General features: G+C 72.3%; 21 protein-coding genes, 1 tRNA gene and 2 pseudogenes. 13 read left to right on the top strand and 11 right to left on the bottom strand.

Annotated features, from left to right (window positions below):
• Positions 1–113: 113 nt before the first annotated feature.
• From ACZ6IM_RS13905 to ACZ6IM_RS13895, 3 genes and pseudogenes are all read left to right on the top strand, one after another.
• Positions 114–215: pseudogene (locus ACZ6IM_RS13905) on the top strand (hypothetical protein); the annotation flags it as partial.
• A 64-nt stretch (positions 216–279) separates the two neighbouring features.
• Positions 280–814, top strand: a pseudogene (locus ACZ6IM_RS13900) (tyrosine-type recombinase/integrase); the annotation flags it as partial.
• 175 nt (positions 815–989) lie between these two features.
• Positions 990–1,523 carry a CbrC family protein gene (locus tag ACZ6IM_RS13895; RefSeq protein WP_052839245.1) on the top strand — a complete coding sequence of 178 codons (534 nt, stop codon included), beginning with the start codon at positions 990–992 and terminating at the stop codon, positions 1,521–1,523.
• A 135-nt stretch (positions 1,524–1,658) separates the two neighbouring features.
• On the opposite strand, the gene ACZ6IM_RS13890 is transcribed toward ACZ6IM_RS13895, so the two are convergent.
• The 3 genes from ACZ6IM_RS13890 to ACZ6IM_RS13880 form a co-directional block, all read right to left on the bottom strand.
• A tRNA-Arg gene (locus tag ACZ6IM_RS13890) sits at positions 1,659–1,734 on the bottom strand.
• A 79-nt stretch (positions 1,735–1,813) separates the two neighbouring features.
• Positions 1,814–3,658, bottom strand: coding sequence for an IclR family transcriptional regulator domain-containing protein (locus ACZ6IM_RS13885; protein WP_469556659.1), 1,845 nt, complete (start codon positions 3,656–3,658; stop codon positions 1,814–1,816).
• A 140-nt stretch (positions 3,659–3,798) separates the two neighbouring features.
• Entirely contained in the window at positions 3,799–5,103 is a 1,305-nt protein-coding gene (locus ACZ6IM_RS13880) for a M6 family metalloprotease domain-containing protein (RefSeq protein ID WP_052839246.1), read from the bottom strand.
• Between the two features lie 328 nt (positions 5,104–5,431).
• Between ACZ6IM_RS13880 and ACZ6IM_RS13875 the strand changes: the two genes are divergently transcribed.
• Positions 5,432–6,085 (top strand): TetR/AcrR family transcriptional regulator, encoded by a 654-nt coding sequence (locus ACZ6IM_RS13875; protein ID WP_469556657.1) that lies wholly within the window; start codon positions 5,432–5,434, stop codon positions 6,083–6,085.
• A gap of 221 nt (positions 6,086–6,306) precedes the next feature.
• Positions 6,307–7,854 carry an MFS transporter gene (locus ACZ6IM_RS13870; protein WP_469556654.1) on the top strand — a complete coding sequence of 516 codons (1,548 nt, stop codon included), beginning with the start codon at positions 6,307–6,309 and terminating at the stop codon, positions 7,852–7,854.
• 103 nt (positions 7,855–7,957) lie between these two features.
• On the opposite strand, the gene ACZ6IM_RS13865 is transcribed toward ACZ6IM_RS13870, so the two are convergent.
• Positions 7,958–8,449 carry a MarR family winged helix-turn-helix transcriptional regulator gene (locus tag ACZ6IM_RS13865; RefSeq protein ID WP_052839249.1) on the bottom strand — a complete coding sequence of 164 codons (492 nt, stop codon included), beginning with the start codon at positions 8,447–8,449 and terminating at the stop codon, positions 7,958–7,960.
• Positions 8,450–8,547: 98 nt separating this feature from the next.
• On the opposite strand from ACZ6IM_RS13865, the gene ACZ6IM_RS13860 reads away from it, so the two are divergent.
• Positions 8,548–9,330 carry a dioxygenase family protein gene (locus ACZ6IM_RS13860; protein WP_469556652.1) on the top strand — a complete coding sequence of 261 codons (783 nt, stop codon included), beginning with the start codon at positions 8,548–8,550 and terminating at the stop codon, positions 9,328–9,330.
• Positions 9,331–9,369: 39 nt separating this feature from the next.
• Here the strand turns inward: ACZ6IM_RS13860 and ACZ6IM_RS13855 are convergent, their stop codons facing one another.
• On the bottom strand, positions 9,370–9,885 hold the full coding sequence (locus ACZ6IM_RS13855) for a GNAT family N-acetyltransferase (RefSeq protein ID WP_469556803.1): 516 nt from the start codon (positions 9,883–9,885) through the stop codon (positions 9,370–9,372).
• Positions 9,886–10,101: 216 nt separating this feature from the next.
• On the opposite strand from ACZ6IM_RS13855, the gene ACZ6IM_RS13850 reads away from it, so the two are divergent.
• Positions 10,102–11,100: a sigma-70 family RNA polymerase sigma factor gene (locus ACZ6IM_RS13850; RefSeq protein ID WP_052839251.1), complete on the top strand. Its 999-nt coding sequence runs from the start codon at positions 10,102–10,104 to the stop codon at positions 11,098–11,100.
• A 431-nt stretch (positions 11,101–11,531) separates the two neighbouring features.
• Positions 11,532–12,266: a TetR family transcriptional regulator gene (locus ACZ6IM_RS13845; RefSeq protein ID WP_052839252.1), complete on the top strand. Its 735-nt coding sequence runs from the start codon at positions 11,532–11,534 to the stop codon at positions 12,264–12,266.
• Between the two features lie 572 nt (positions 12,267–12,838).
• On the opposite strand, the gene ACZ6IM_RS13840 is transcribed toward ACZ6IM_RS13845, so the two are convergent.
• On the bottom strand, positions 12,839–13,810 hold the full coding sequence (locus tag ACZ6IM_RS13840; RefSeq protein ID WP_052839253.1) for a helix-turn-helix transcriptional regulator: 972 nt from the start codon (positions 13,808–13,810) through the stop codon (positions 12,839–12,841).
• A 62-nt stretch (positions 13,811–13,872) separates the two neighbouring features.
• Here ACZ6IM_RS13840 and ACZ6IM_RS13835 point away from each other — a divergent pair, with 62 nt between their 5' ends.
• The 4 genes from ACZ6IM_RS13835 (at position 13,873) to ACZ6IM_RS13820 (ending at position 19,572) form a co-directional block, all read left to right on the top strand.
• Positions 13,873–15,399: an MFS transporter gene (locus tag ACZ6IM_RS13835; protein WP_469556649.1), complete on the top strand. Its 1,527-nt coding sequence runs from the start codon at positions 13,873–13,875 to the stop codon at positions 15,397–15,399.
• A 195-nt stretch (positions 15,400–15,594) separates the two neighbouring features.
• Complete coding sequence (locus tag ACZ6IM_RS13830; RefSeq protein WP_052839255.1) at positions 15,595–16,356, top strand: DeoR/GlpR family DNA-binding transcription regulator; 762 nt, start codon at positions 15,595–15,597, stop codon at positions 16,354–16,356.
• The gene (gene pfkB, locus ACZ6IM_RS13825) at positions 16,353–17,300 is read left to right on the top strand and encodes a 1-phosphofructokinase (RefSeq protein ID WP_052839256.1); all 948 of its coding nucleotides are present in this window, start codon (positions 16,353–16,355) and stop codon (positions 17,298–17,300) included. The genes ACZ6IM_RS13830 and pfkB overlap by 4 nt, the downstream gene beginning before the upstream one ends.
• A 139-nt stretch (positions 17,301–17,439) precedes the next feature.
• Positions 17,440–19,572: a PTS fructose transporter subunit IIABC gene (locus tag ACZ6IM_RS13820; RefSeq protein ID WP_052839257.1), complete on the top strand. Its 2,133-nt coding sequence runs from the start codon at positions 17,440–17,442 to the stop codon at positions 19,570–19,572.
• Positions 19,573–19,608: 36 nt separating this feature from the next.
• Here the strand turns inward: ACZ6IM_RS13820 and ACZ6IM_RS13815 are convergent, their stop codons facing one another.
• The 4 genes from ACZ6IM_RS13815 to ACZ6IM_RS13800 all read right to left on the bottom strand — a co-directional run bounded on the left by ACZ6IM_RS13815 (position 19,609) and on the right by ACZ6IM_RS13800 (position 24,276).
• Positions 19,609–20,358 (bottom strand): DUF6227 family protein, encoded by a 750-nt coding sequence (locus ACZ6IM_RS13815; RefSeq protein ID WP_052839258.1) that lies wholly within the window; start codon positions 20,356–20,358, stop codon positions 19,609–19,611.
• 168 nt (positions 20,359–20,526) lie between these two features.
• A complete protein-coding gene (locus ACZ6IM_RS13810; protein WP_469556646.1) occupies positions 20,527–21,750 on the bottom strand; it encodes a L,D-transpeptidase in 1,224 nt (407 codons plus the stop codon).
• A gap of 173 nt (positions 21,751–21,923) precedes the next feature.
• Positions 21,924–22,970, bottom strand: a complete 1,047-nt coding sequence (locus tag ACZ6IM_RS13805) for a P1 family peptidase (protein WP_052839260.1) — start codon at positions 22,968–22,970, stop codon at positions 21,924–21,926.
• 73 nt (positions 22,971–23,043) lie between these two features.
• On the bottom strand, positions 23,044–24,276 hold the full coding sequence (locus ACZ6IM_RS13800) for a low temperature requirement protein A (protein ID WP_052839261.1): 1,233 nt from the start codon (positions 24,274–24,276) through the stop codon (positions 23,044–23,046).
• Positions 24,277–24,388: 112 nt separating this feature from the next.
• Between ACZ6IM_RS13800 and ACZ6IM_RS13795 the strand changes: the two genes are divergently transcribed.
• Positions 24,389–24,565, top strand: a complete 177-nt coding sequence (locus tag ACZ6IM_RS13795; protein WP_052839262.1) for a hypothetical protein — start codon at positions 24,389–24,391, stop codon at positions 24,563–24,565.
• Between the two features lie 16 nt (positions 24,566–24,581).
• On the opposite strand, the gene mscL is transcribed toward ACZ6IM_RS13795, so the two are convergent.
• Positions 24,582–25,052, bottom strand: coding sequence for a large conductance mechanosensitive channel protein MscL (gene mscL / locus ACZ6IM_RS13790; RefSeq protein ID WP_469556643.1), 471 nt, complete (start codon positions 25,050–25,052; stop codon positions 24,582–24,584).
• Positions 25,053–25,080: the final 28 nt, after the last annotated feature.

Genomic DNA, 25,080 nt, shown 5'->3' with positions numbered 1-25,080 from the left:
CGTAGGACAGGTCTGGTCGTTGTGGATGCTGTATTTCGCTGCTGTACAGCCGGAGCAGTCGACCTCCGTGGAGACCTGGAACGGCGACGGTCTCGACACCTTCCTCGGCTCGCTTGCCGAGGACTTCCGGGGGCTGGGAAGGCACACGTACCCGGCACTCCCTGTGCTTTGACCTGAAACTCTCAGCGGAGCACCGTGGTAGCCACGTCGAACTGACCTGGGGCATCCACGATCGGGCGCCCTCCGAGGAATGGCACTTCGAGACCACTACGGCGCGGCATGGGGCTCCGCCGGGGAGAGATCATCGGCCTGCGCTGGTCGGAACTCGACCTCGACGACCGCGTTCTCTACGTCCGCCAGCAGACGCAGCGTCGGCGGTGTCCTCTACGACGACGATCCCAAGAGTCACCGTCGCTGGGCCGTCCCGCTGCCCGCCCTCTGCATCGCGCCCCTGCGCTGGCACCGGATGCGGCAGGCGGCTGCTCGGGTCAAGGCGGGGGAGCAGTGGCAGGAGTCGGGCTACGTCTTCACCACCCGCACCGGCCGCCAGGTCGAGCCGCGGAACGTCTACCGCTCCTTCACCCGCGTCGCCCAGTCCGCCGGCCTCCGCGTCATCCGGTTGCTCGACGCCCGGCACGGCACCGCCACGCTTCTTACGGCGGCCGGAGTCGCGCCTCGCGTCGTGATGGAGATCCTCGGGCACTCACAGATCAGCATCACCATGGACGTCTACACGCACGTCGTGCAGGACACGCAGCGTGAGGCCATGAGCCACATGGACCGGCTGCTGCGGAGGCGCCCTGGTCGTCAGTGACCAACCGAGTCGAAGCACGTAGGTATCAAGGGCCCCGGACCGTGATTGGTCTGGGGCCTTTTGGCGGGCCGGAAGCAGTTCGATGACGCCACTTGATCCCGTACTTCCTTGTGGACAGACTGCCCTTCATGGGATCAGTAGGCGTGGCCATCGCCGCGCAGATCAAGAAGCTGCGATGAGTGCCGACCTGCCCTTCTTCCGGTATCACCCGGATCCTCTGGCAAGCGGGTCCATCCGCGCGTCCGCCGAGTCGTGCGCCTGCTGCGGCCGCAACACGGGCTGGATCTACACGGCAACCTTCTACTCCGCGCAAGAGGTCAGCGGACGCTTCTGCCCCTGGTGCATCGCAGACGGAAGCGCGGCTGATCGTTTCGCGGGTGAATTCACCGACTCCTACGGGCTCGACGGCGTGAGCGACGAAGTGTTGTACGAAGTCACCCGCCGCACACCTGGGTTCCACGCTTGGCAGGATCCGCACTGGCTAGTCCACTGCCGCGACGCGAGTGCCTTCGTGGGCGAAGTCGGGTACACCGAGTTGGCGGAGCATCCCGAAGCCCTCGACCAGCTGCGTACCGATCTGCGCATCGGTGGCCACCACGACGAAATCCAGCTTGAGCGCCTCTTGACCCACCTCGGCGAGGGGATGACAGCCATGCTCTTCCGTTGCACCGTCTGTGACGCCCATCACGCCTACGTCGACGCATCCTGAAGATCGTCTGACAGTGTGAGTCTGCGGCATCAGGTGAGGACGCAGGCGACAGTGGACGCCCGCACGCATTGATGGCAGCCGTGGATGTCAGAAGGGGGCCACCTCCGAAAATCCGGAGGTGGCCCCCTTCTGAACTGGTGCCCCCGGCAGGATTCGAACCTGCGACACCCGCTTTAGGAGAGCGGTGCTCTATCCCCTGAGCTACGAAGGCGTGCCGTCGCTGGGCGGCGGTGCCAACAGGTTAGCGGATCGGGGGCCGGGGTGGAGGTGGAGGTGGGTGCCGGCCCGCGTCACGTCAGGGGGACGTGGACGAAGCGGCCCGCCACCGCGAGGTCCGCCTCGATGCGGGTGGCCGTTCGGGACAGCTCCGGGAGGATCTCCGTGCGGCAGGCGTCCGTCGTGCGGCGGGCCGCGTGCATCGCGACGTTCAGGGCCGCCGCCACCCGCCCGGTACGGTCGCGCACCGGGACCGCGACGGAGCGCAGGCCGGCCTCCAGTTCCTCGTCGACCAGGGCGTAACCCCGCGTCCGGGCCTCGGGGAGGGCCAGCAGGACGTGGCCCGGGGCCGTCGCCCGGGCCGGGAGCCGGGCGCCGACCGTGACGCGGGCGCTCAGGACGCGGGTCGTGGACGCCCGGGCCGTGTACTGGATCTCCTCGCCCGATTCCGACAGGACGGCCAGGGACGCCGACTCGTGGACGCGGTCGGCCAGAGCGGTCAGGTGGGGCTGGGCGATCTCGGCGAGGGAGGTGCGGGACAGGGGCGGGAAGCCGAGGGACAGGACCCGGGGGGTGAGGGTGAAGGTGTGGTCGGGGGCGGGCGCCACCAGGCCCGCGTGGACGTGGGTGATCAGTGCCCGGCGGGCGGTCGCGCGGGCCAGGCCGGTCGCCTTGGCGACCTGGGTCAGGGTCAGCGCGGAGCGGCCCTCGCCGAAGGCGGTCAGTACGGTCAGGCCGCGGGCGAGGGATTCCACGAACTCCCGGCCCAGTTCCTGCTTCGACGCGCCCGTCCAGGTGGCGAGGCCCGCCCGGGGCGGCCCCGGTTCCGGCGGCGGTGCGGTGCGCAGGTCGTCCTCCATCGCCGCGACCGCCGCGCGCAGGCGGGGGAGCAGGGCCGTCCGCAGGTCCGGTGCCGTGTGGCGGCTGGTGTGGCTCACGACGCTCGCCACGCAGGCCACCCGGCCGGTGCCGGGGTCTCGTACGGGGACCGAGAGCGCCACCAGGCCCGGTTCGATGAGCTGGTCGTCCAGCGCGTAGTCGTCCGTCGCCGCCCTCGCCGTACGGAGGGTGAAGTCCTCGTCCGGGGTGGGGTGTTCGCGGGGTGGTACGGCGGGGAAGGTGTGGTCCGCCGGGTCCGCGGCCCGGCGTTCTCGCCAGTGGTGCCAGTCGGGGTCCGTCCACTGCGTGGCGAAGAGAGGGCCGGGGGCGGTGCGTTCGGCCGGGAGCAGGTCGCCGATGCGGAAGCTCAGGGACATGGCGCGGCGGCGGGTGGCCTGGTGGATGAAGCGGATGCCGTCCCGGTCGCCGACCGCCAGCGACACCGACTCGTCCAGTTCGTCGGCCAGGGCGTCGGCGCGGGCGGAGAGCAGGGCGGGGAGGCGGAGGGCGGCGAGATAGGCGTTGCCCAGTTCCATCAGGCGGGGGGCCAGGGTCACGTCGCGGCCGTCCAGGCGGACGTAGCCCATGCGGGCGAGGGTCGCGGTGAGGCGGTCGACCGTGGAGCGGGCCAGGCCGGTGGACTTCTCCAGGGCGCTGAGGCTGAGGGTGCCGTCGCTCGCCCCGGTCAGCCGGCGGAGTACGGCGATGCCGCGGAGGAGCGGCGTGACCACCTCGGCCGGCGTGACCGCCTCGGTCGGCGTGGCCGCCTCGGCCGGTGCGATCGCCTCGGCCGACGTGGCCGCCTGGGCCGACGTGGCCGCCTGGGCCGGCGTGTCCGCCTCGGGCGGTGTGGCCCTCCCGGCCGGTGTGCCTCTCCCGGTCGCGGCCGCCCCGGACGCCGTGGCCGCTTCCGTCGCCGGGGACGCCTCGGCCGTGACGCCCGTGTCCGGCGCGGTGGCGGTCCCGTCTCGGGCACCATCGGCCCCGCTGGGGCCACGGGCCCCGTCACGGGGGGCGTCGGGAGTGGTGTGGGCGGGCATCGGCTCTCCGGTACGGCGATCAGGCAGGGCGCCTACGGTAGCCCGATCCCCGAGCACCCTGATCCTCCGATTCCTCCCGATCCCATCCCCGGTACACCTGAGCACCTCCCGGTGCTCCCGCCGGTCCCGCCGCCCCGGCGTCACCTCCGGGTGACGCTCACCCGGACAGCTCCCGTCCTGTCCTTCTTCGGCTCCGACACCTTGATCGTGACGCCTTTGCGGGGGTCCTTGAAGGTCTCGCCCGGGGTGAAGGTGGCGTCCGAGAGTTCGGCGTGGACGTTGGGGCTGCGGGTGCAGCCGCCGCTGTCGCGCCGGGAGTCGTAGACCCGCACCGGGCCCATGCCGGTGTCGACGTCCGCGTCGACCTTGTAGATCAGTACGCCGGGCCGGCACACCGTCTCGTCGTTGCCCTCGCGGGTGCGCAGCTCGACCGCGTAGCCGGACGTGCCGCTCAGCGGGAGGACCACCAGCTTGTCGCCGCCCCGGCGGGCCAGCGGCGTCAGCGTGTACTCCGTAGTCCCCGGCGCGGACGCGCAGTGCACCTGGGACGGGGCGAGCCAGCCCAGCTTCCACTTGTGCCAGCCGAGGAGGTCGTTGTTGGCGCCCCAGTCCTCGCTCATGATGTCCCAGTGGCCGACGGCTCCTCCGCCCTCCTGGGTGTAGAGGTCGGGGAGGCCGAAGACGTGGCCGTTCTCGTGGGGGAGTACGCGGTAGCCGGTCTCGTCCCAGGAGCCGGAGCCGTCGTCCTGGCGGGAGTAGACGAAGGAGGCGTTGGCCACCGGGACGCCGTCGGCGACCGGGGCCTCCTGGTTCCCGGCGAAGGTCACGGACAGGACCGTGTCCAGGGCGGAGGGGCCCGCGTTCGGGGTGACCAGGACGTTCAGGAGGTCGTACGAGCGGAAGTCGACCTTCGCGTCGGCCGCCGCGACCAGGTCCTGGACCAGTTTGCGGTAGCCGGGTTCGAAGGGGGCGCCTCGTTCTATGCCGTACTCCGCGAAGGACTTGGGCATTCGGAGCCAGTCCCGGATCGGGGTTTCGGGGTGGTAGTCGAGGCGGCCGTAGCTGCTGGTGCGGAACCACTCCTCGGTCTGCGGGAAGAACTCCGCGTACCGGTCGAGCGCCTTGCCCTCGCCGGGCGCGTCCGAGAAGTCGATCATCAGGTTGAGGGCGCGGACGGTGCCGGTCGAGCGGGCGTAGCCGGTGGAGGTGGGCACGCCCTCGGACATCTGGATCTCGGCGCCGCCGCCGATCATGCAGGGGCCGTGCGCGGAGGAGCGGGAGAGGGCGGCGGGGCCGGGGCCCGAGGTCGAGGTGCCGGGCGCGAGCCGTCCGGTGCCGGCCGAGGTGCTGAGCGCGAGGGTGAGGACGGCGACGGTCCCGGCCGCGGCCAGTCTGCGCGGGCGTATGCGGCGGCTCGGCGGCTGCGCCTGCGGCGGCGGCTGCATGCGGACCTCCCCGGCCACGGCAGCCGCCCGGCACCGGCTGCACCCTTGCGCTCACCCTGTGCCGAGGGGTGGGCGGACGCGCGCTGGAGAGGCCGATCGTGGGTTTCTCGCCGGTAGCCGCCGACCGGGGGACGGGGCGGGATCCTGATGTGACCCAGGTCACGGGAAAGTTCTTCGGGAGTGGGAAATAACCGGGGATCGTTTCCCCGTTTAGACCTGTGTCCGAGCGAAGCGGGGAGTCCCTCCCCGGATCGCGAACCCAGTCGTCACACCCGTGGCCGACACCCTCACAGACACCACAGACACCACTGACATCAAGGAGTACGCCGTGCAGACCGCGATCCCCGATCAGCGCAAGGTGGCCCGGCCCCGCGCCGATGCTCTGCGCAATCGGGAGCGGATCGTCACCGCCGCCCGGGAGATGTTCGTCGAGAACGGCCCGGACGTGCCGCTCGACGACGTCGCCCGCCGGGCCGGCGTCGGCAATGCCACGGTGTACCGCAACTTCCCCGACCGTGACGCCCTCGTCCGCGAGGTCGTCTGCTCGGTCATGGACCGTACGGCACGGGCGGCCGAGCTGGCCCTCGCGGAGACCGGTGACGCGTTCGAGGCGCTGGAGCGCTTCGTGCACGCCTCCGCCGACGAGCGGATCAGCGCCCTGTGCCCCATGGTGGCCAGCACGTTCGACCAGCACCACCCAGACCTGGAGGCGGCCCGCGGACGGGTCGAGCACCTGGTCGCCGAGGTCATGGACCGGGCGAAGGCGGCCGGTCAGCTCCGCGGCGACGTGGGCGTGGGCGATCTGATGATCGCCGCGGCCCAGCTCAGCCGGCCCCCGGCCGGTACGGGGTGCGTGAGCGCCGACCGGTTCGTCCATCGCCATCTGCAGCTGTTCCTGGACGGGCTGCGGGCTCCCGCCCGCTCCGTCCTCCCGGGTGTGGCCGTGACCCTGGAGGACCTGCGCCGGCCCTGCGACCAGTAGTACCGCAGCAGTACCGCCAGTAGCCACGCCCAGTAGCACACGTCAGTAGTGCACGCCCAGTAGTGCACGTACAGCCAGTAGTGCACGTACAGCCAGTAGTACAGCCGATTCCGTCACCGACGCCGGAACGTCAGCCTCCCGCTGACGGAGGGTCGTCGGCGCGGCTTCGGCCGTCCCTTTTCTCGTCTTTTTCCGTCACGAAGTCCGAAGTGGGTATCCCCATGTCTCAAGCAGCCGTCAAGGCCTCCGGCGTCAGCGACGCCCCGGACGCCGGTCGCTGGAAAGCGCTGGTCTTCATCGCGCTCGCCCAGCTGATGGTGGTCCTCGACGCCACCATCGTGAACATCGCCCTCCCCTCCGCACAGCAGGACCTCGGCATCTCCGACGGCAACCGGCAGTGGGTCGTCACGGCCTACGCCCTCGCCTTCGGCGGTCTGCTGCTGTTCGGCGGCCGCATAGCCGACCTGTGGGGCCGCAAGCGCACCTTCGTCACCGGCCTGGCCGGCTTCGCCGTTGCCTCCGCGCTCGGCGGCGCGGCCACCAACGAGGCGATGATGTTCGGCTCCCGCGCCCTCCAGGGCGTCTTCGGTGCCCTGCTCGCGCCCGCCGCGCTCTCGCTGCTCGCCGTGATGTTCACGGACGCCAAGGAGCGCGCCAAGGCGTTCGGCATCTACGGTGCGATCGCCGGTGGCGGTGGCGCCGTGGGTCTGATCCTCGGCGGGTTCCTCACCGAGTACCTGAACTGGCGCTGGACGTTCTTCGTCAACATCCCGTTCGCCATCGTGGCCGCGGCCGGCGCGTACTTCGTCATCCGTGAGCCCCAGGGCGGCCGCAACCGCTCGCCGCTCGACATCCCCGGCGTGATCCTGTCCACCCTCGGTCTGGTCGCGCTCGTCTACGGCTTCACCCGCGCCGAGTCCAACGGCTGGAGCGACGCCCTGACGGTCGGCATGTTCGTCGGCTCGGCCGTGCTGCTGCTGGCCTTCGTGCTCGTCGAGTCCCGGGTCAAGGCCCCGCTGCTGCCGCTGCGCGTGATCACCGAGCGCAACCGGGGCGGGATCTACCTCTCGCTGGGTCTGGCCATCATCGCGATGTTCGGCCTGTTCCTCTTCCTGACCTACTACCTGCAGATCGTGAAGGGCTACACGCCGGTGAAGACCGGCTTCGCCTTCCTGCCGATGATCGCGGGCATGATCACGGGCTCCACCCAGATCGGCACGCGCCTGATGACGCGGGTCGCGCCCCGGCTGCTGATGGGCCCCGGCTTCCTGGTCGCCGCCGTCGGCATGCTCTTCCTCACCCAGCTGGAGGTCGACACCTCCTACGCCGCGGTGCTGCTGCCCGGCATGCTCCTGCTCGGCCTCGGCATGGGTACGGCGTTCATGCCGGCCATGTCCCTGGCCACCATGGGCGTGGAGCCGCGAGACGCGGGCGTGGCCTCCGCGATGGTCAACACCTCGCAGCAGGTGGGCGGTGCGATCGGTACGGCACTGCTGAACACGATCGCCGCCTCGGCCACCACGTCGTACATCGCCGACCACATCGGGGGTGCGACCTCCCGCTCGCAGCAGCAGCTGGTCCAGTTGGAGGGCCAGGTGCAGGGTTACACCAGCGCGATCTGGTTCGCCGTCGGCATCCTGGTCGTGGCGTCCGCGATCGCCCTGACCTTCGTCAACGCCGGGCGGCCGGGCAGCGGCAAGGCCGTCGCCGGTTCCGGTGCGGGTGACGCGGTCGAGGACGAGCTGCCGGTGCCGGTCGTCGCCCACTGACGACGCCGCACCCGGTACCCACTCGGGCCTCTGTTCCACCCGTGCGTACGGGGAGGGGACGCCCCGTACGCACGGTTCCCCCGGACCTGCCCCGGCCGCGCGCTCAGCGCAGCCAGGGCAGGTCCGCACCCGCTTCGCTCGGCTGGAGTCCCTCGGCGACGATCCGCATGATCTCGCCGAGGGACTTCTGCTGTTCGGGGGTGAGCCGGTCGAAGACCGCCTGCCGTACGGCGTTCACATGGCCCGGGGCGGTCCGGCGCAGCACCTCGTAGCCCTCGTCCGTGAGGATGGTGAACTGCCCGCGCTTGTCGGAGGGGCAGTCCTCGCGGCGGACCCAGCCGTTCTTCTCCAGGCGGGCCACCGCGTGCGAGAGCCGGGACCGGGTGATCTTCGCGTACTTGGCCAGCTCCGTCATCCGCAGCCGCCGGCGCGGTGACTCGGCCAGCTTGACCAGCAGGCCGTAGTAGACGTGCGGCATGCCCGCGTCGCGCTGGAGCTGCCGGTCGAGGTGGTCCTCGAGGAGGGTGGCGGCCTCGATGTAGGAGCGCCAGACGAGCTGCTCCTCGGCGGTGAGCCAACGGGGTTCGTCGTTCATGGGTCCCACTCTACGAAACGACTCCTTGAATGTTAAACAAACTCGGCGTAGATTGATGGCAAGTAAAGATTGAGAGTTCAAGTATTGGAGCAGTAGCCATGACCGCCGCCCCGGAGCGCATGCCCGCCCTCTACCTCAGCCACGGCGCCCCGCCGCTGGCCGACGACCCCGTCTGGCCCGGCGAACTGGCCGCGTGGGCCGCGGACCTGCCGCGCCCGAAGGCGATCCTCGTCGTCTCCGCCCACTGGGAGGAGGCCCCGCTCGCCCTCGGAGCCACCCGGACCGTCCCCCTCGTCTACGACTTCTGGGGCTTCCCCGAGCACTACTACCAGGTGCGCTACGGGGCGCCCGGCGCACCCGCGCTCGCCGAGTCCGTGCGCAAGCTGCTGCGCGCCCCCGGCACGCCCGTGCAGGACGTCCCCGACCGCGGCCTCGACCACGGCGCCTACGTGCCGCTGGTCGAGATGTACCCGGGCGCCGACATCCCGGTCCTCCAGGTCTCCATGCCGACCCTCGACCCGGCGCGGCTCATGGAGATCGGCCGCAGGCTCGCGCCGCTGCGCGACGAGGGCGTGCTGATCATCGGCTCCGGCTTCTTCACCCACAACCTCGCCGCACTGCGCCAGGGCGGTACCCCCTCCTGGTCCGCGGAGTTCGACGACTGGGGCAGGCGCGCGCTGGAGGGCGGGGACGTGGACGGGCTGCTCGACTTCGTCCGCAAGGCTCCTGCGGGACGGCTCGCCCACCCGCGCACCGAGCACTTCGCCCCGCTGTTCGTGACCATGGGCGCGGCGGACGCGGCCGGTGAGCTGGACTCGCGGCGGTCCGTGATCGACGGGTTCTGGCTGGGGCTGGCCAAGCGGTCGGTGCAGTTCGGCTGAGCGCGGGGCGGGAGAGTGCCCTCGACGGCGGCCGGTGGGCTACAGCGGCTTCTCGTACCAGGCCACGTCCCAGTACCGCCCGAACTTGCGGCCCACCTCGCGGTAGGTGCCCACGTGCCGGAAGCCGAAGCGTGCGTGCAGCCGGGCGGACGCCTCGTTGGGCTGCGCGACGGCCGCGTAGGCGCGGTGGAGGTCCTCGCCGGCCAGGGCGTCGAAGAGGGACGCGTAGAGGAGCGAGCCGATGCCGCGGCCGCCGGCCCCCGGAGCGACGTAGACGGTGGTCTCCACCGAGGTCGCGTAGGCGGGCTTCGCGCGGTAAGGGCTGGATGTGGCGTACCCCAGAATCTCCTGTGAGTCCGCGTCCGTGGCAACCCTCAGCCGGTGCGGGCCGTCTTCCGGGTGGGAGAGCAGCCAGGGGCGGCGCTCCTCGGGGGTGAACGGCTCGGTGTCGAACGTGATGGGCGTCTCACGTACGTAGTGGTTGTAGAGGGCGGTGAGGGCTTTGAGATCGTCCTCGACTCCCGGCCTGACCTGGACCTCCGCAGTTCCCGACAGCATCGCCCCTCCTCGTGTGGCGGCACAGGGTACTGCATGATCAGAAAAATTGAGGGGCGGGTTGGGAATTCTGTCCGGATTCCAGTCGTTGTTTCCATCGGATGCAGGGCACCCGAGGAGAGTCCCGAGAGGGGCTGGAGACAACGGAGACAACTCCGCAAGGCGCCCGAGCGTCCACCGGACCACCCGCTGAACCACCATCGCAAGGGAGCACGCATGGCAACCCGTGCCGTCGCCCGTCGTAAGTCCGCCGCCGGCGAGACCTCCGGCTCGGCAACCAGCGTCCGCGCGAACGGCGGCGAGCTCGCCGACCGCGATCTGGTCGGCATGTACCTCGACGAGATCGCCCGGACACCGCTGCTCGACGCCGCCAAGGAGGTCGAGCTGTCCCAGACCATCGAGGCGGGTGTGTTCGCGCGGCAGGTCCTCGAAGGGTACGAGGAGACGGGGGCCGACGCCACCCGTGAGGAGCTCCAGGCCCTGATCGACGAGGGCGAGCGGGCGAAGGACGTCTTCATCCGCTCCAACCTCCGTCTGGTCGTCGCGGTCGCCCGCCGCTACCCGCGCAGCGGTCTGCCGCTCCTCGACCTCATCCAGGAGGGCAACGCCGGCCTGGTCCGCGCGGTCGAGAAGTTCGACTACCGCAAGGGTTTCAAGTTCTCGACGTACGCGACCTGGTGGATCCGTCAGGCCATCACGCGCTCCATCGCCGACCAGTCGCGCACCATCCGGCTGCCCGTCCACCTGGTGGAGGAGCTGGGCCGGATCCGGCGCGTGCAGCGCGAGTTCAACCGCGAGCACGGCCGTGAGCCGGAGCCCGCCGAGATCGCGGCCGAGCTGGGCTCGACGCCGGAGCGTGTCACCGACGTGCTCGACTGGGCCCGTGACCCGGTCTCGCTGAACATGTCGGTGGACGACGAGGGCGAGACCCAGTTCGGCGACCTGCTGGAGGACACCTCGGCGGTGTCGCCCGAGCAGTCGGTGCTGACCCTGCTGCGCAGCGAGGAGCTGGACGACCTGATCGGCCGCCTCGACCCGCGCACCGCCTCCATCATCAAGATGCGGTACGGCATCGACGACGGCCGCGAGCGCACGCTGACCGAGGTCGGCAAGGAGCACGGCCTCACCCGCGAGCGCATTCGCCAGATCGAGAAGCACGCGCTGCTGGAGCTGAAGAAGCTGGCCCGCGACACCGGCTTCGAGGCGGCGGCGTAGCGTGGCCGGGACGACGGCCGGCCGTGCGGCCCGGCCGCCGCGTGACGCGGGGGCGTGACGTGGCGGATGGGGCGTACGCCGGTGGTCGAACCCCGCGCAAACATGGCTGTACAACGCTGCTTCAACTCGCGGAGTCCGGGAAAAAGACGTTCGAGCCCCTTGGTCGGGGGCGGGCAACGGCTTCGGACCGACCCACCACGCAGCGACCGCAGCACACTGGACCACGTCCCGACGCACTCCCCCCGGCGCCGGGACTTCCCGAGCCGGGCTGCGGCGCCCCTCCCCCCGGGGCGCCGCAGCCCGGCTCCTTCTCCTGAGAGACGAGGCCGGCCGGGAGCCGGGGGAGAGCCCAGAGGCGGGCCACCCCGAACCTGAACCCCGGGGTGGCCCGCCGGATGGCAGATTCTGCCACAGCGGCATAGCCTGCCGAAGTGAGCAGCACCGTTCCAGCACTTCCCGACCCGGGACCGGGGCCGGTCGCACCGGTCCCACCTGCCCTCCCGGCCCCACCGGCCGGGCCGGTTTCCCTGACCGAGCGGCGCAAGGCCGAGACCCGGATGGAGATCGCCCGGGCGGCGGCCCGCCTCTTCGCCGGCCAGGGCCTGCGGGCCACCCGGGCCGAGGACATCGCCCGGGCGGCGGGTGTCGCCCCGCGCACCTTCTACCGCTACTTCGCCGCCAAGGAGGAGGCGATCGCCCCGCTCTACGCCCTGGGCGCCGAGCGCTGGGTGCGGGCGGTGCGCGAGGCCCCGGCCGAACTGCCCCCGCCCGCGGCCCTGGAACACGCCGTGCGGCACACGCTGACCCCCGGCGCAGGTGTGTCGGCGCCCTCCTGGGAGTGGGCCCGCGCCCTCATCCGGCTGGCCGAGAGCAGTCCGGCACTGCGCAAGGTGTGGGCGGAGGTCTGCCACGCCACGGAGCGAGGGCTGGTGGAGGCGCTGGCCGCGCGGATGTCCGGGGGCGACGACAACGTTGCCGCGCGTCTGGCCGCCTCCCCCAGGCTGCACTTCGCCGCCGCCGTGGCGGGCTCGGCCGTACGCGTCGCGACGGAGCGCTGGGCGTCGTCCACCTCCCAGGAGGCCCGCAGCCCCCTGGAGCAGGCCCTGCTGAACCTGGCGGTACTGCGGGGCTTCACCTGGGGGGACGACCCCTCGGAACGGGGCTGAGCCCCGGACGGGCACCACCACGGGCAGCGAACCCCCGCCGCCCGTCCCACGTCGGTTCGGCCCGCCCCGCCGGCCAGCCGGCCTCGCGGCAGACGGGCGGGTCGCCGCTGCCCGTCCGGTCAGCAACTCTCGTCGCCGGTCTCCCGCCGGTCTTCGCCCGCGCACGCCGGCCAGCTCGCCCTCGCGGTCTGTCCCGCACCGGGCGGCCGGTCCGGCCCCGCAGGCCGGCGCGCTTTCGTCACCCGTCCCACGCCGGGCTTGACTCCCGCCGCCGGTCGGGCCAGGCCCTGCGGCCGGATCTTGGGCCGGGCGGCGGTCCGGGTGGCGGGGGTGCCGGTCCCGTGGCCGGTGGGCGGGGCGTCGTGCCGGGCGGCTGGTCCCCGCCGTAGGCCGGCGCGCTTTCGTCGCCCGTCCATGCCGGGCTTGACTCCCGCCGCCGGTCGGGCCAGGCCCTGCGGCCGGGTCTCGTGCCGGGCGGCGGTCCGGGTGGCGGGGGTGCCGGTCCCGTGGCCGGTGGGCGGGTGCTGTGCGGGGTGCGGGGCCTCGTGCCGGTCGGCGGGGGCTCGTAGGGGTCAGTCCGGGTTTGCCGCCCGGGTCAGGCGGGCGCCCAGTTCCCGTACGCAGTCCACCAGTTCCGCCGGTTCCCGGACGCGGAAGTCCAGGCCGGTCGTCGCCAGGCGGGCCGCGATCCACTCCACGGAGCCGGACACGGTCGCCCGCACCACGCACGACGAGCGGCCGTCCACCGCCTCCGGCGTTCCCAACCAGTGCGGCAGCAGCGGCGTGACGGCCTCGACCGGCGCGTGGAAGACGACCGCGATCTCGTAGGAGTCGCTGCGGCGCTGCATCGAGTGCCGCAGGTATTCGGCCGCGTCCCCCGCCGGCAGCTCCCGCGGAGCGAACCGCGCCCCCGTGGCGAAGGGCTCGCTCACCCGGTCGACCCGGAAGGTCCGCCAGTCGTCCCGGTCGAGGTCGTAGGCGACCAGGTACCAGCGCCGCCCCGTCGACACCAGCCGGTACGGCTCCGTCACGCGCCGCGTCTCGCTGCCGTCCGCCGCCCGGTAGGCGAACCGCAGCCGCTCGTGCCCGGCCACCGTCGAGGCCATCACGGTCAGCGTCTCGGGCGCGATGCTCGGCCCGTCCCCGCTGGTCAGCGGCGTGGTCGCGGACTGGAGCGTGGTGACCCGGTGCCGCAGCCGGGACGGCAGCACCTGCTCCAGCTTGGCCAGGGCCCGCACCGACGCCTCGTCCAGGCCCGCGACCGCGTGGCCCGCGCCGGCCCGCAGCCCGACCGCGATGGCCACCGCCTCCTCGTCGTCGAGGACGAGCGGCGGCATCGCCTTGCCCGCAACCAGCCGGTAGCCGCCGTCGGAGCCCATCGTCGCCTGAACCGGATAGCCCAGTTCGCGCAGGCGGTCGATGTCCCGCCGGACGGTGCGCCGGGAGACCCCGAGCCGGTCGGCCAGCTCGCCGCCGGGCCATTCGCGGGGCGTCTGCAGGAGCGAGAGGAGCGTCAGCAACCGGGCCGGGGTGTCCGTCGTCATGCGTTCGAGGATGCCGCAGATCTAGGACATCATCCGACCTACTGGCCTCCTAAGTTCCTCCCATGACCTTCAAGCAGACCCGGGATCCGGCTCCCGTCCCGCCCGCCGTGTCCGCCGCGGGCGACCGACGTCGTTGGTTCGCCCTGGCGATCGTGATGACCGCGGCGTTCATGGACCTGGTGGACGTCACCATCGTCAACATCGCCCTCCCCTCGATCCAGAAGGACGAGGGCGCCACCTTCAGCCAGATCCAGTGGATCACCGCCGGTTACGCCCTCGCCTTCGCGGCCGGGCTGATCACCGGCGGGCGGCTCGGCGACATCCACGGCCGCAAGCGGGTCTTCCTCGTCGGCATCGGCGGTTTCACCCTGGCCTCGGCGCTGTGCGGCCTCGCCGCCAACCCGGAGATGCTGGTCGCCTCCCGCATCCTCCAGGGCGGCATGGCGGCGCTGATGGTGCCGCAGGTGCTGTCGATCGTGCACGCCACCTTCCCGGCGCACGAACGCGGCAAGGTCTTCGGGCTGTTCGGCGCGATCGTCGGACTCGGCGCCGTCTCCGGTCCACTGCTGGGCGCCCTGCTCACCGAGTGGAACCTCTTCGGCCTCGAATGGCGGCCCATCTTCCTCATCAACCTGCCGGTCGGCATCGCGGGCCTCGTCCTCGGCAGCCGCTTCATCACGGAGTCGAAGGCGCCGCGCGCCCTCAGGCTCGACCTGGTCGGGGTCGCGCTGGTCACGCTCGGCCTGCTGATGCTGATCTACCCGCTCACCCGGGGCGAGGAGCTGGGCTGGCCGCTGTGGGGCCACGTCTCGATGGCCGGCTCGCTCGTGGTCCTCGCGGTCCTGGTCGCCTACGAGCGGCGCAAGAGCGCGCGGGACGGTTCGCCGCTGGTGGAGCTGTCGCTGTTCAAGGTCAAGAGCTTCGCGGCCGGGATCGCCGTGCAGACGGTCTTCGGGGTCGCGCTCGGCATCTTCTTCCTGGTGTGGACGCTGTACATGCAGTTCGGCCTCGGCTGGAGCCCGCTGCGGGCCGGGCTGACCGGCGTGCCGTTCTCCATCGCCGTGTCCACGGCCGCCGGGGTGTCGGTGCAGAAGCTGGTACCGCGCTTCGGGCGCAAGGTGCTCCAGGGGGGCGCGCTGGTGATGGCGGCCGGAGTGCTCCTCTACATCTGGGAGTCCGGGCGCTACGGGCTCGCCATCACCTCCTGGCAGATGGCGCTGCCGCTGGCCGTGATGGGGCTCGGCATGGGCCTGATCGTCGCGCCGCTGACCGACGCGGTGCTCTCCCAGGTGCCGCGCGAGCACGCCGGGGCGGCCTCGGGGCTCATCAACACCGTGCAGCAGATGGGCAACGCGCTCGGACTCGGGCTGGTGTCGGTGGTCTTCTTCGGCACGATGAGCGACCACCTGACCCCCGACCGCATCGGCCCCGCCTACGTGGACGCCTTCCAGAGCGCGCTCGGGTGGGTGGCCGCGGTGCTGGCCGTCATCTTCCTGCTGATGTTCGCGCTGCCCAGGCGGTCGGCCCAGCACGTGGAAGGAGGCGGGGCGGAGGACCCGGCTCAGGAGAAGGAACCCGCGCTGGTCTGAGACCGCGCTCGCGGGACGGGACAGTGGGCAGGGGCGGGTCCGGCACGTAGGTGCCGGGCCCGCCCTCTCTCGTGCAGATGCCCGTTCATGCCTGCTTGAGCCCGAATGCTTCTGGTTGCTGTTTACATTCCGGACAACCAGGCGTAACCTCCGAGCGAAACCACAGGTTCGGGCACGGGTCGGAGGTGAACGGTCATGTACGCACCGGAGCGGCAGCAGGAGATCCTCCGGCTCGCCCGGGACGGCGGCCGGGTGGACGTGGTGTCGCTGGCCGAGGAGTTCCAGGTGACGGCGGAGACCATCCGCCGCGACCTCAAGGCCCTCGACCGCGCCGGTCTGCTCCGCCGGGTGCACGGCGGCGCGATCCCGGCCGGGCGGCTCGACTTCGAACCGGACCTCGCCGAGCGCGAGTCCACGGCCGCCGACGAGAAGGACCGCATCGCCAGGGCGGCCCTCGCGGAGCTGCCGGCCGAGGGCACCATGATCCTCGACGCCGGTTCAACGGTGGCCCGCATGGCCGCGGCGATCCCGCCGGAGGCCTCGCTGACCGTGGTCACCCACAGCCTGCCCATCGCGGCCCGCCTCGCCGACCACCCCGGCATCCAGCTCCACATCGTCGGAGGGCGCGTGCGGCACCGTACGCGCGCCGCCGTGGACGCCTGGGCACTGCGCGCGTACGGCGAGATCCGCGCCGACGTGGCCGTGGTGGCGGCCAACGGGTTCTCCGTGGAGCACGGCCTGACCACCCCCGACCTCGCCGAGGCCGCCGTCAAGCGGGCCGCCCTGACCGCCGCCCGGCGCGTGGTACTGCTCGCCGACTCCTCCAAGTACGCGCAGGAGCAGTTCGCCCGCTTCGGCGCCCTGAGCGACGTGGACCTGCTGATCACCGACCAGGGACTGACCCCCGAGGACGCGGGCGACATCGAGCGCGCCGGCACGGAAGTAGTACGCGCATGATCCTGACCGTCACCCCCAACCCGTCGCTGGACCGCACCTACGAGGTGCCCTCCCTCGACCGCGGCGAGGTCGTCCGGGCCACCGGCGAGCGGGTCGACCCCGGCGGCAAGGGTGTGAACGTCTCGCGCGCGGTGACCGCCGCCGGGCAGCGCACCGTCGCGGTGCTGCCGCTGGGCGGTGCCCCTGGCGCTCTCGTCGCCGACCTGCTGGACGCGCAGGGCATTGAGGTCGCGCCGGTGCCGATCACCGGGCCCACCCGCTCCAACATCGCGCTCGCCGAGGCCGACGGCGTCCTGACGAAGATCAACGCCCCGGGCCCCGAACTCTCCCCGGCCGAACGGGAACTGCTCCTGGAGACCGTACGGCGGCAGTCGCCCGGCGCGGACTGGATCGCCTGCTGCGGCAGCCTGCCCCGCGGACTCGCCCCGTCCTGGTACGCCGACCTGGTCGCCCGGGCGCACGCCGCCGGTGTCCGCATCGCCCTGGACACTTCGGGACCGGCCCTGCTGCGGGCCCTGCGCGAGCGGCCCGACGTGGTCAAGCCGAACGCCGAGGAGCTGGCCGAGGCCGTCGGGCGTCCGCTGGCCACGGTCGGCGACGCGGTGAAGGCCGCCGAGGAGCTGCGGGAGCTGGGCGCCCGCTCCGTGCTCGCCAGCCTGGGCGCCGACGGACAGCTGCTCGTGGACGACGCGGGCACCTGGTTCGGCACCGCCCGCGTGGACGCCGTACGCAGCAACGTCGGCGCCGGGGACTCCTCCCTCGCCGGGTTCCTCGTCGCCGGCGGGACGGGCCCCGGCGCCCTCGCCTCCGCCGTCGCGCACGGCGCCGCCGCCGTCCAGCTGCCCGGCAGCGTGATGCCGACGCCGTACGACCTCGACCCGGCCGCCGTGACGGTCACGGCCGAGGTGCCCGTGAACCGCGTACTGAAGGAGCCGGCGTCATGAGCCCCGGTCTCCTTCGCGGCCCGTCCCCCGGCTCTCTCCCCAGAGCCGCCCCCGACCCCCACCGCTGTGCCCCCGCCCCCCTCCCCGCCCCCGCCCCTCACCCCACGTTCCGGGCGATACGCGAGCTAAGGAGCCCGCGATGAGCGACATGATCACCGCGGACCTGGTCGACCTCGACCTGTCCGCCGACACCAAGGAAGCGGCGGCGCGTGCCCTCGCGGAGCGGATGGTGGCCCTGGGCCGGGTGACCGACCTGGAGGGCTTCCTCGCTGACGTGGCCGCCCGCGAGGCGCAGATGCCGACCGGCCTCGACGGCGGCATCGGCATCCCGCACTGCCGCAGCGAGCACGTCACCGAGCCGACGCTCGCCTTCGGGCGCAGCGCGGCCGGCGTCGACTTCGGCGCGGCGGACGGCCCGGCCGACCTGATCTTCCTGATCGCCGCTCCGGCGGGCGCCGACGACGCCCACCTGACGATCCTCTCCTCGCTGGCCCGGCAGCTGATGAACGCCGAGTTCACGGCCGCGCTGCGCTCGGCGGGCGACGCGGCGGCCGCCGCCGCGCTGATCCGCGGGGAGGAGCCGGCCCCGGCCGAGGACGCCGGCGCCCCTGAGGCGTCCACAGGCAGCGGGGATACCGCGGACGCTACGGACGTCACGGATAAAGCAGACACCGGGGCGGTCTCGGCGGCGGCCTCCGCCGAGACCGCCCCGGGCAGCACCGGCCAGGATTCCGGCGGGCCCGCCCGCCCGTTCCGGATCGTCGCCGTCACCTCCTGCCCCACCGGCATCGCGCACACCTACATGGCGGCCGAGTCGCTGGAGAACGCGGGCCGCGAGGAGGGCGTCGAGGTCGTCGTCGAGACCCAGGGCTCGGCGGGGTTCACCCGGCTCGACCCGGCGGTCGTCGCTGCGGCGGACGGCGTGATCTTCGCTCATGACGTGGCCGTGCGCGAGAAGGACCGCTTCGCCGGGAAGCCCACCGTCGACACCGGCGTCAAGGCGGCCATCAACCGGCCCGGCGAGCTGATCGCCGAGGTCCGCGACAAGGCGGCCCGCGGCGAGGTCACCTCCGCGTCCCCGGGCGCGGCGCCGTCGGCCGGTGCGACGCCCGTCGAGCGCGGCGGCGAGTCCGGTGAGGGATACGGCACCAAGCTCCGCAAGTGGCTGATGTCCGGCGTCAGTTACATGGTCCCGTTCGTCGCCGCGGGCGGTCTGCTGATCGCCCTGGGCTTCGCGATCGGCGGCTACGAGATCAACAAGGCTCCCTCCGTGATGGACCACTTCGTGTGGACCCAGGCGGACAGCTGGGCGGCGCTGCTCTTCCAGATCGGCGGCGTGGCCTTCGCCTTCCTCGTCCCGGTGCTGGCCGGCTACATCGCCTACGGCATGGCCGACCGGCCGGGCCTGGTCCCCGGCTTCGTGGGCGGCTCGATCGCCCTGACCATCAACGCCGGCTTCCTCGGCGGTCTGGCGGCCGGACTGATCTCCGGTGCGGTGGTGCTGGCGATCCAGCGGGTACCGATACCGAAGGCGCTGCGCGGCATCATGCCGGTGGTGGTGATCCCGCTCGTCTCGGCGGCGGTCGTCGGATTCCTGATGTTCGTCGTGATCGGCAAGCCCATCGCGTCCGCGCAGTCGGGGATGACCGACTGGCTCAACGGACTGTCCGGCGCCAACGCGGTCCTGCTCGGCGCGCTGCTCGGCCTGATGATGTGCTTCGACCTCGGCGGCCCGGTCAACAAGGTCGCCTACACCTTCGCCACCGCGGGCATCGCGGTCACCAGCCCCAGCGACTCGGCGATGAAGATCATGGCGGCGGTGATGGCGGCCGGCATGGTCCCGCCGCTGGCGATGGCCCTGGCCACCACGGTGCGCGGCCGGCTCTTCAACGCCGCCGAGCGCGAGAACGGCAAGGCCGCCTGGGTCCTGGGCGCCTCCTTCATCTCCGAGGGCGCGATCCCGTTCGCCGCGGCCGACCCGCTGCGCGTCATCCCCTCCTCGATGGTGGGCGGCGCGGTCACCGGCGCTCTCTCGATGGCCTTCGGCGCGACACTGCGCGCCCCGCACGGCGGCATCTTCGTGGTCCCGCTGATCGGCAACCCGCTGCTCTACCTGGTCGCCATCGCGGCCGGTGTCTGTGTCACCACGGCCCTGGTGATCGTCCTCAAGGGGCTGCGCAAGCCGGTGACGGGCGCCTCGGCCCAGGGACCCGGCGGGGGCGCGGACCCGTCGGCACCGGCGCCGGACACGAAGCAGCCGGTGGCCGCGTAGGGCGGGTCCCGGCAGGCCGGACGGGAGCGGGGCGCGCTACGGGGACACCTGTGCCGCGCGCCGCTCCATGGCCCGGCGGGCCGTGTCCTCGCTGTCGTACACCTCGCACATGTGGCGCCCGTCCGGGGTGGCCGTGTGCTCGACCTCCCACAGGGAGACCTCCACACCGTCGCGCAGCAGGAACGCGTGCTCGTAGAGCGAGAAGCCGATCCGGGCGCGGCCCGCGCGGCCGGGACCGCCGAAGGCCTGGGTGATCTGGTGCCCGCACGCCGTCGACAGGCGGTCGGCGAGGTCGGCGTCGGGCCGGTCCGCGTTCTCCGCGCGGCGCAGCAGCCGCCGGGCGTGGTCCGCGGAGGCGTCGGGGACGTAGGCGTGGCGCGGGGTGGGGACGGGCGACAGCTGCACCTGTACCGGCAGCTCGAAGTCCGGGGTGTCGGGCGGCAGCGCCAGCCGGGAGCCGGCGGCGCGCAGCTCCTCCTCGTCCACGTAGACCTCGTGCTGCGGCTCGCTGCCCGGGGCGGTGTTGTGGACCAGCTCCCAGAGCGTGAGCGCCGAGCCGTCGGCGAGCAGCCAGGTGTGCCGGTACGTCTCGCGGTGCAGCCCCGCGCTGTGGTGCGCGGAGTGCAGCGAACCGTCGTGCGCCAGCGCGCAGTCCAATCGCCGCAGGATCTCGTCGGGCAGCTCGAACGAGTTCAGGGCGCGTCCGAGCAGCCGCATGAGGTGCTCCTCCGGAGACTCGGGCGACTCGGGTGGTTCGTACGCTGCCGTCTCGTACGGAACGCTCAAGGTTTCTCCCGGCGTTGCTGCATGTCACCTTGTGGGTGCATACCGTAGCCCCTCGGTCGGACATCATGTCCGGGAACCGAGAAAACGTACGCACGAAAAACGCGGGGGCCGCGCGAAAAGTTTCCGCGCGGCCCGACGAACCGTCAAAATTCCCTGGTCACAGGCCGATCAGGCGGCGCTTTGGGCGGTCCACTCGCTCCAGGGCATGTTCCAGCCGTTGAGGCCGTTGTCCGGCGCGACGGTGTCGTCCGGAGAGTTCTTGACGATGACGACGTCCCCGATGAGCGAGTGGTCGTAGAACCACTTGCCCGGGGTGTCGCCCTGCGCGCCCTGGGCGTCCGCCAGCCCGACGCAGCCGTGGCTGGTGCCCTGGGAGCCGAAGGGTGGATTGCCGCGGTTGTACCAGTAGTTGCCGTGGATGAACGTGCCGGACTGGCTCAGCCGCATCGCGTGGGGCACGTCCGGGATGTCGTACTCGCCGCCGAACCCGACCGTCGACCCGTTCATGCGCGTCTGCTCGGACTTCTCCGAGATCACCATCTGCCCGTTGTACGTCGGGTTCGAGGCGCTGCCCGCCGAGATCGGGACCGACTTGAGAGTCTTGCCGTCGCGCACCACCGTCATGGTCTGCGTGTTCACGTCCACCGTGGAGACCTGCGCGCGGCCCACGGTGAAGGTGACGGTCTTCTTCTGCACGCCGTAGAGGCCGTTCGCGCCCTCCACCCCGTCCAGGTCGATTTTCATCGTGACCTTGGAGCCGGCCTTCCAGTACTCCTGGGGCCGGAAGTCGAGCCGCTGTCCGCCGAACCAGTGCCCGACCACCTGCTGCCCGCTGCTGGAGGTGACCGTGATGTGCGACTGCACGCTCTTCTTGTCGGTGATCGCCTTGTCGAAGGTGAACGACACCGGCATCCCCACCCCGACCGTGCTGCCGCCGTCCGGGGTGTAGGTGCCGACGAAGCTGTTCTTCGAGGAGACGGTCGTGAAGACCGAGTCGGCGGCCGCCGTGCGGCCGTCCGCGTCCTTCGCCCGGGCCGTGATCCGGTACTTCGTGCCCCGCTCCAGCTGTTCCTTCGGCTTCCAGCTGCCGCCGTCGCCGGACACCGCGCCCGGCACGGCCGCCCCCGTCTCCGCGACGGTCATCTTCACCTCGGTCAGCTTGCCGTCGCTGACCTTCACGCCGGTCGAGTTGATCGAGGCGCCGCTCGACCCGTCCTTGGCCGAGATCACGAGCTTCGCGACCGAGGTGTCGGCGGACCCGGCGCCGCCCTTGCCGTCCTTCTTGTCGTCGGCGCTGGCGCTTCCGCCGCAGGCGGTGAGGGTGAGGGCGCCGACGACCAGGGCGGCACAGGCCCCCAGTACGCGCCGCGTGGCTATGTCGGGCGTTGTCACGGGCTGCTCCAGGTTCGGGTGTTGTGCGGTGTTCGCTTCAGCCGTGTAGAGGTGTCCGGCGGCCGGTGGGGTTCCCGCCGGCCGCCGGGAAGGCCGACGCGTGACAAAACCCGGACAATCGCAACACGGCCGGGTCAACGGGCCGGGCCAACCGGCAGGGCACACCCGCCCGTTCAGGCCTCCCGGCCCCCCGGACCGCCGTACAGCTCCCCGTACGACGGCCAGGCCCCGCCCGGACCGTCCACCGGCTCGGCGGCCCGGATCGCACGCACGATCGCGCGCGTCACCACGTCCGCGCCCGCCGCCAGCACCTCGTTCAGCGCGAGCGGCTGCCCGGCGTCGAGCGGGCGCTCGCCGGTCGCCAGGGCGAACACCGTGTCCCCGTCGCTGAGCAGATGCACGGGCCGTACGGCACGCGCGATGCCGTCGTGCGCGGTGCCGGCCAGCTTCTGCGCCTGCGCCTTGGACAGGTCGGCGTCGGTGGCGACCACGGCGAGCGTGGTGTTCAGCGGCGGCGGTGCGTTCCTCGCCGCGACCTCGGCCAGCCGCCGCCCCGCGGCCGCGTGGACGTCCGGCGCCGGGTACGCCACCGGCCCGCCGCGGAACAACTCCCCGTACAGCACCCCCGTTTCCGGATCCGTCGCCGACCCCGCCGCGTTGGCCACCACCAGCGCCGCCACCGTGACCCCCGAGTCCAGCACGGTGCTCGCGGTGCCCACGCCGCCCTTCAGCGTGCCGACCACGGCACCCGTGCCCGCCCCGACACACCCCTCGGCCACCCCGGCTCCCGGCGTGCTCGCCTGCGCCGCCTGTGCCGCCGCGTACCCGGTGGCCGCGTCCGGCCTGGCCCGGAAGTCGCCCCCGCGCCCCAGGTCGAAGACGCAGGCCGCGGGCACCACCGGCACCACGTGCGCCGGGTCGGGTCCGACCCGCACCCCGCGCCCGCGCTCCTCCAGCCAGGCCATCACGCCCGAGGCCGCGTCGAGCCCGTAGGCGCTGCCGCCGGTCAGCACCACAGCCTGGACCTTCTGCACCAGGTTGCGCGGATCGAGGGCGTCGGTCTCCTTGGTGCCGGGGCCGCCGCCGCGCACGTCCACACCGGCGACCGCCCCGCCCTCCGGCGCGAGCACCACCGTGGTCCCCGTGAGCCACCCGTCCCCGGCCCGCGTCGCATGCCCCACCAGCAGACCGGCGACGTCCGTCAATGCGTCAACTGTCATACCGCCAGTCTCGTCCAGCCACCACCGGCGGCGCGGGAGTCGGCGGGGACCGGCGGCGCGGCGGGGCCGGGTCTCAGGCGGCCGGCGCCTCCTCCCGGCGCTCCCTCCCGGTGCGCGACGCGGTCAGGACCACCCCGGCCGTGACGCTCAGGGCCAGGACGATCCCCGCCACGAGCACCGCCACGCCGCCCAGGAAGGTGCAGCCGAGCACCAGGAGCGCGGCCGTCGGCAGCACCAGCTGCTCGGCGACGCCCACCTTGAAGTGCCGCGCGTGCAACGCCCACACCGTGAGCAGGAACACCGCCGTCGGCACGGTCACCGCGGCGGACGCCGCCGTCGTGGAGAGGTGCGCCTTGCCCACGGCCTGCTCCACCGCCACCTCCAGTCCCGCCCCGATCGCCGCCGCCGAGGCGAACACCAGGTAGTGACCGTAACCCCACAGGAAGGACTGTCTGCTGGACCTCAGATAGCTGTGGACGGGCACCACGAAGTAGATCCACCAGGCCGCGAACACGATCAGCAGTCCGCCCGCCGCGATCGGGAGCACCTCGCCCAGCGCGTCGTTCTCCTCGATGCCCGACTTCACCGCGACCGTGGCCGCGGCGATGGTCTCGCCCAGCACGATGATCGTGAGCAGCCCGTACCGCTCGGCGATGTGGTGCGGATGCCAGGACGACGGGTGCTTGCGCTCGGCGAACGCCGGCACGCACAGCTCCAGCACCACCATCACCAGGAACAGCCAGGCGCGGTCGCCCTCCGGCAGGAACAGCAGACCCAGCCAGCCGATCTGGCAGAGCAGCACACCCGCCGAGTAGCTCCGGGCCATGGTGCTCTCCGGGGGCGCCGCGGACCTGCCCGCCCGGAGCCACTGCGCCGCCATGGCGACCCGCATGATCACGTAGCCGATGACGACGGCCACCCAGTCGTGGTCCTCGAAGGCCCGGGAGACCCCGGCCGCCAGGACCAGCACCCCCGCGATCTGGACCAGCGTGACGACCCGGTAGAGGACGTCGTCGTTGTCGTACGCCGAGGCGAACCAGGTGAAGTTCATCCACGCCCACCAGATGGCGAAGAAGACCATCGCGTAGTTGAGGACGCCCTCGCCGGCATGCCCCTCGGCGACGGAGTGCACCAGCTGGACGCCCGCCTGGGCGATGGCGACGACGAAGCAGAGGTCGAAGAACAGCTCCAGCGGTGTGGCGGCGCGGTGGGGTTCGTGCCGGTGGCGGGCTTTCAGGCGGCGCACCGGAGGGTGGCCGTCGGGCGGCGGCCCGGAGGGCGCGCTTGCGGATGAGGGACTGGACATCATGGCTCCCAGCACAGCAGAGACGGCGTGGATGTGCTTACGGACCCCCCTCCACCGGGACGGACCGGGCGCGGGGGACGTCGTCCACGGGGGCGAGCCGTACCCTGGGAGCATGAGTAGCACCCCCGACCCCGAGCCCCGCGCGCCCAGGCCGGCGCTGGTCTTCGACGACCCGCTGGACCGGCAGAGCTCGGACGACACCGACCGCGGCTGGGGCGAGCGGCCCGAGGCCGACAGCACGGCCGACCTGAAGCGCTTCCTCGACGAGAAGCCGCCCCACCACCTGTGAACGGCGCGCGCGGCCGCTAAGTGCGGTCGTGCCCCGAACCGCGCTGGGCGACCAGCGCGTCGCGGATCTCCTTGAGCACCTCCAGCTCGGAGACCTCGATGACCTCCTCGGCGCTCTCCTTGGCCTTGCGGCGGGTCTCCTGCCGGGCCAGGTACTTCGACATGGGCAGCACCATCAGGAAGTAGACGACGGCCGCGGTGATCAGGAACGTGAGGGTGGCACCCAGCACGTGGCCCCACAGGATCCGCACGCCCGTCGCGCTGTCGCCGGTCCCGGTGCACGGGCCCTTCAGGCAGGAGCTGTAGCCGTCCAGGCTCTGCGTGCCGAACGCTCCGACCAGCGGGTTGATGACCCCCTCCACCACCGAGTTGACGATCTTGGTGAAGGCGGCGCCGATGACGACCGCCACCGCCAGGTCGATGACGTTGCCGCGCATCAGGAAGGCCTTGAAGCCCTGCCAGACACTCGGCTCGTTCTTCTCGCTCACGGTGGGAGCACTCCTCGCTTGAACAGGT

The organism is Streptomyces sp. NPDC042336 (assembly GCF_055581985.1).
Note: the sequence above shows the minus strand (reverse complement) of the source record. Positions and strands in the feature narration are given on the sequence as shown.

What these genes read in the sequence shown, in the direction of transcription:
- ACZ6IM_RS13895 (WP_052839245.1), top strand. Translation starts at nt 990, where the DNA reads ATGAGTGCCGACCTGCCCTTCTTCCGGTATCACCCGGATCCTCTGGCA.
- ACZ6IM_RS13885 (WP_469556659.1), bottom strand. Translation starts at nt 3,658, where the DNA reads ATGCCCGCCCACACCACTCCCGACGCCCCCCGTGACGGGGCCCGTGGC.
- ACZ6IM_RS13880 (WP_052839246.1), bottom strand. Translation starts at nt 5,103, where the DNA reads ATGCAGCCGCCGCCGCAGGCGCAGCCGCCGAGCCGCCGCATACGCCCG.
- ACZ6IM_RS13870 (WP_469556654.1), top strand. Translation starts at nt 6,307, where the DNA reads ATGTCTCAAGCAGCCGTCAAGGCCTCCGGCGTCAGCGACGCCCCGGAC.
- ACZ6IM_RS13865 (WP_052839249.1), bottom strand. Translation starts at nt 8,449, where the DNA reads ATGAACGACGAACCCCGTTGGCTCACCGCCGAGGAGCAGCTCGTCTGG.
- ACZ6IM_RS13860 (WP_469556652.1), top strand. Translation starts at nt 8,548, where the DNA reads ATGACCGCCGCCCCGGAGCGCATGCCCGCCCTCTACCTCAGCCACGGC.
- ACZ6IM_RS13850 (WP_052839251.1), top strand. Translation starts at nt 10,102, where the DNA reads ATGGCAACCCGTGCCGTCGCCCGTCGTAAGTCCGCCGCCGGCGAGACC.
- ACZ6IM_RS13840 (WP_052839253.1), bottom strand. Translation starts at nt 13,810, where the DNA reads ATGACGACGGACACCCCGGCCCGGTTGCTGACGCTCCTCTCGCTCCTG.
- ACZ6IM_RS13835 (WP_469556649.1), top strand. Translation starts at nt 13,873, where the DNA reads ATGACCTTCAAGCAGACCCGGGATCCGGCTCCCGTCCCGCCCGCCGTG.
- ACZ6IM_RS13830 (WP_052839255.1), top strand. Translation starts at nt 15,595, where the DNA reads ATGTACGCACCGGAGCGGCAGCAGGAGATCCTCCGGCTCGCCCGGGAC.
- pfkB (WP_052839256.1), top strand. Translation starts at nt 16,353, where the DNA reads ATGATCCTGACCGTCACCCCCAACCCGTCGCTGGACCGCACCTACGAG.
- ACZ6IM_RS13820 (WP_052839257.1), top strand. Translation starts at nt 17,440, where the DNA reads ATGAGCGACATGATCACCGCGGACCTGGTCGACCTCGACCTGTCCGCC.
- ACZ6IM_RS13805 (WP_052839260.1), bottom strand. Translation starts at nt 22,970, where the DNA reads ATGACAGTTGACGCATTGACGGACGTCGCCGGTCTGCTGGTGGGGCAT.
- ACZ6IM_RS13800 (WP_052839261.1), bottom strand. Translation starts at nt 24,276, where the DNA reads ATGTCCAGTCCCTCATCCGCAAGCGCGCCCTCCGGGCCGCCGCCCGAC.
- ACZ6IM_RS13795 (WP_052839262.1), top strand. Translation starts at nt 24,389, where the DNA reads ATGAGTAGCACCCCCGACCCCGAGCCCCGCGCGCCCAGGCCGGCGCTG.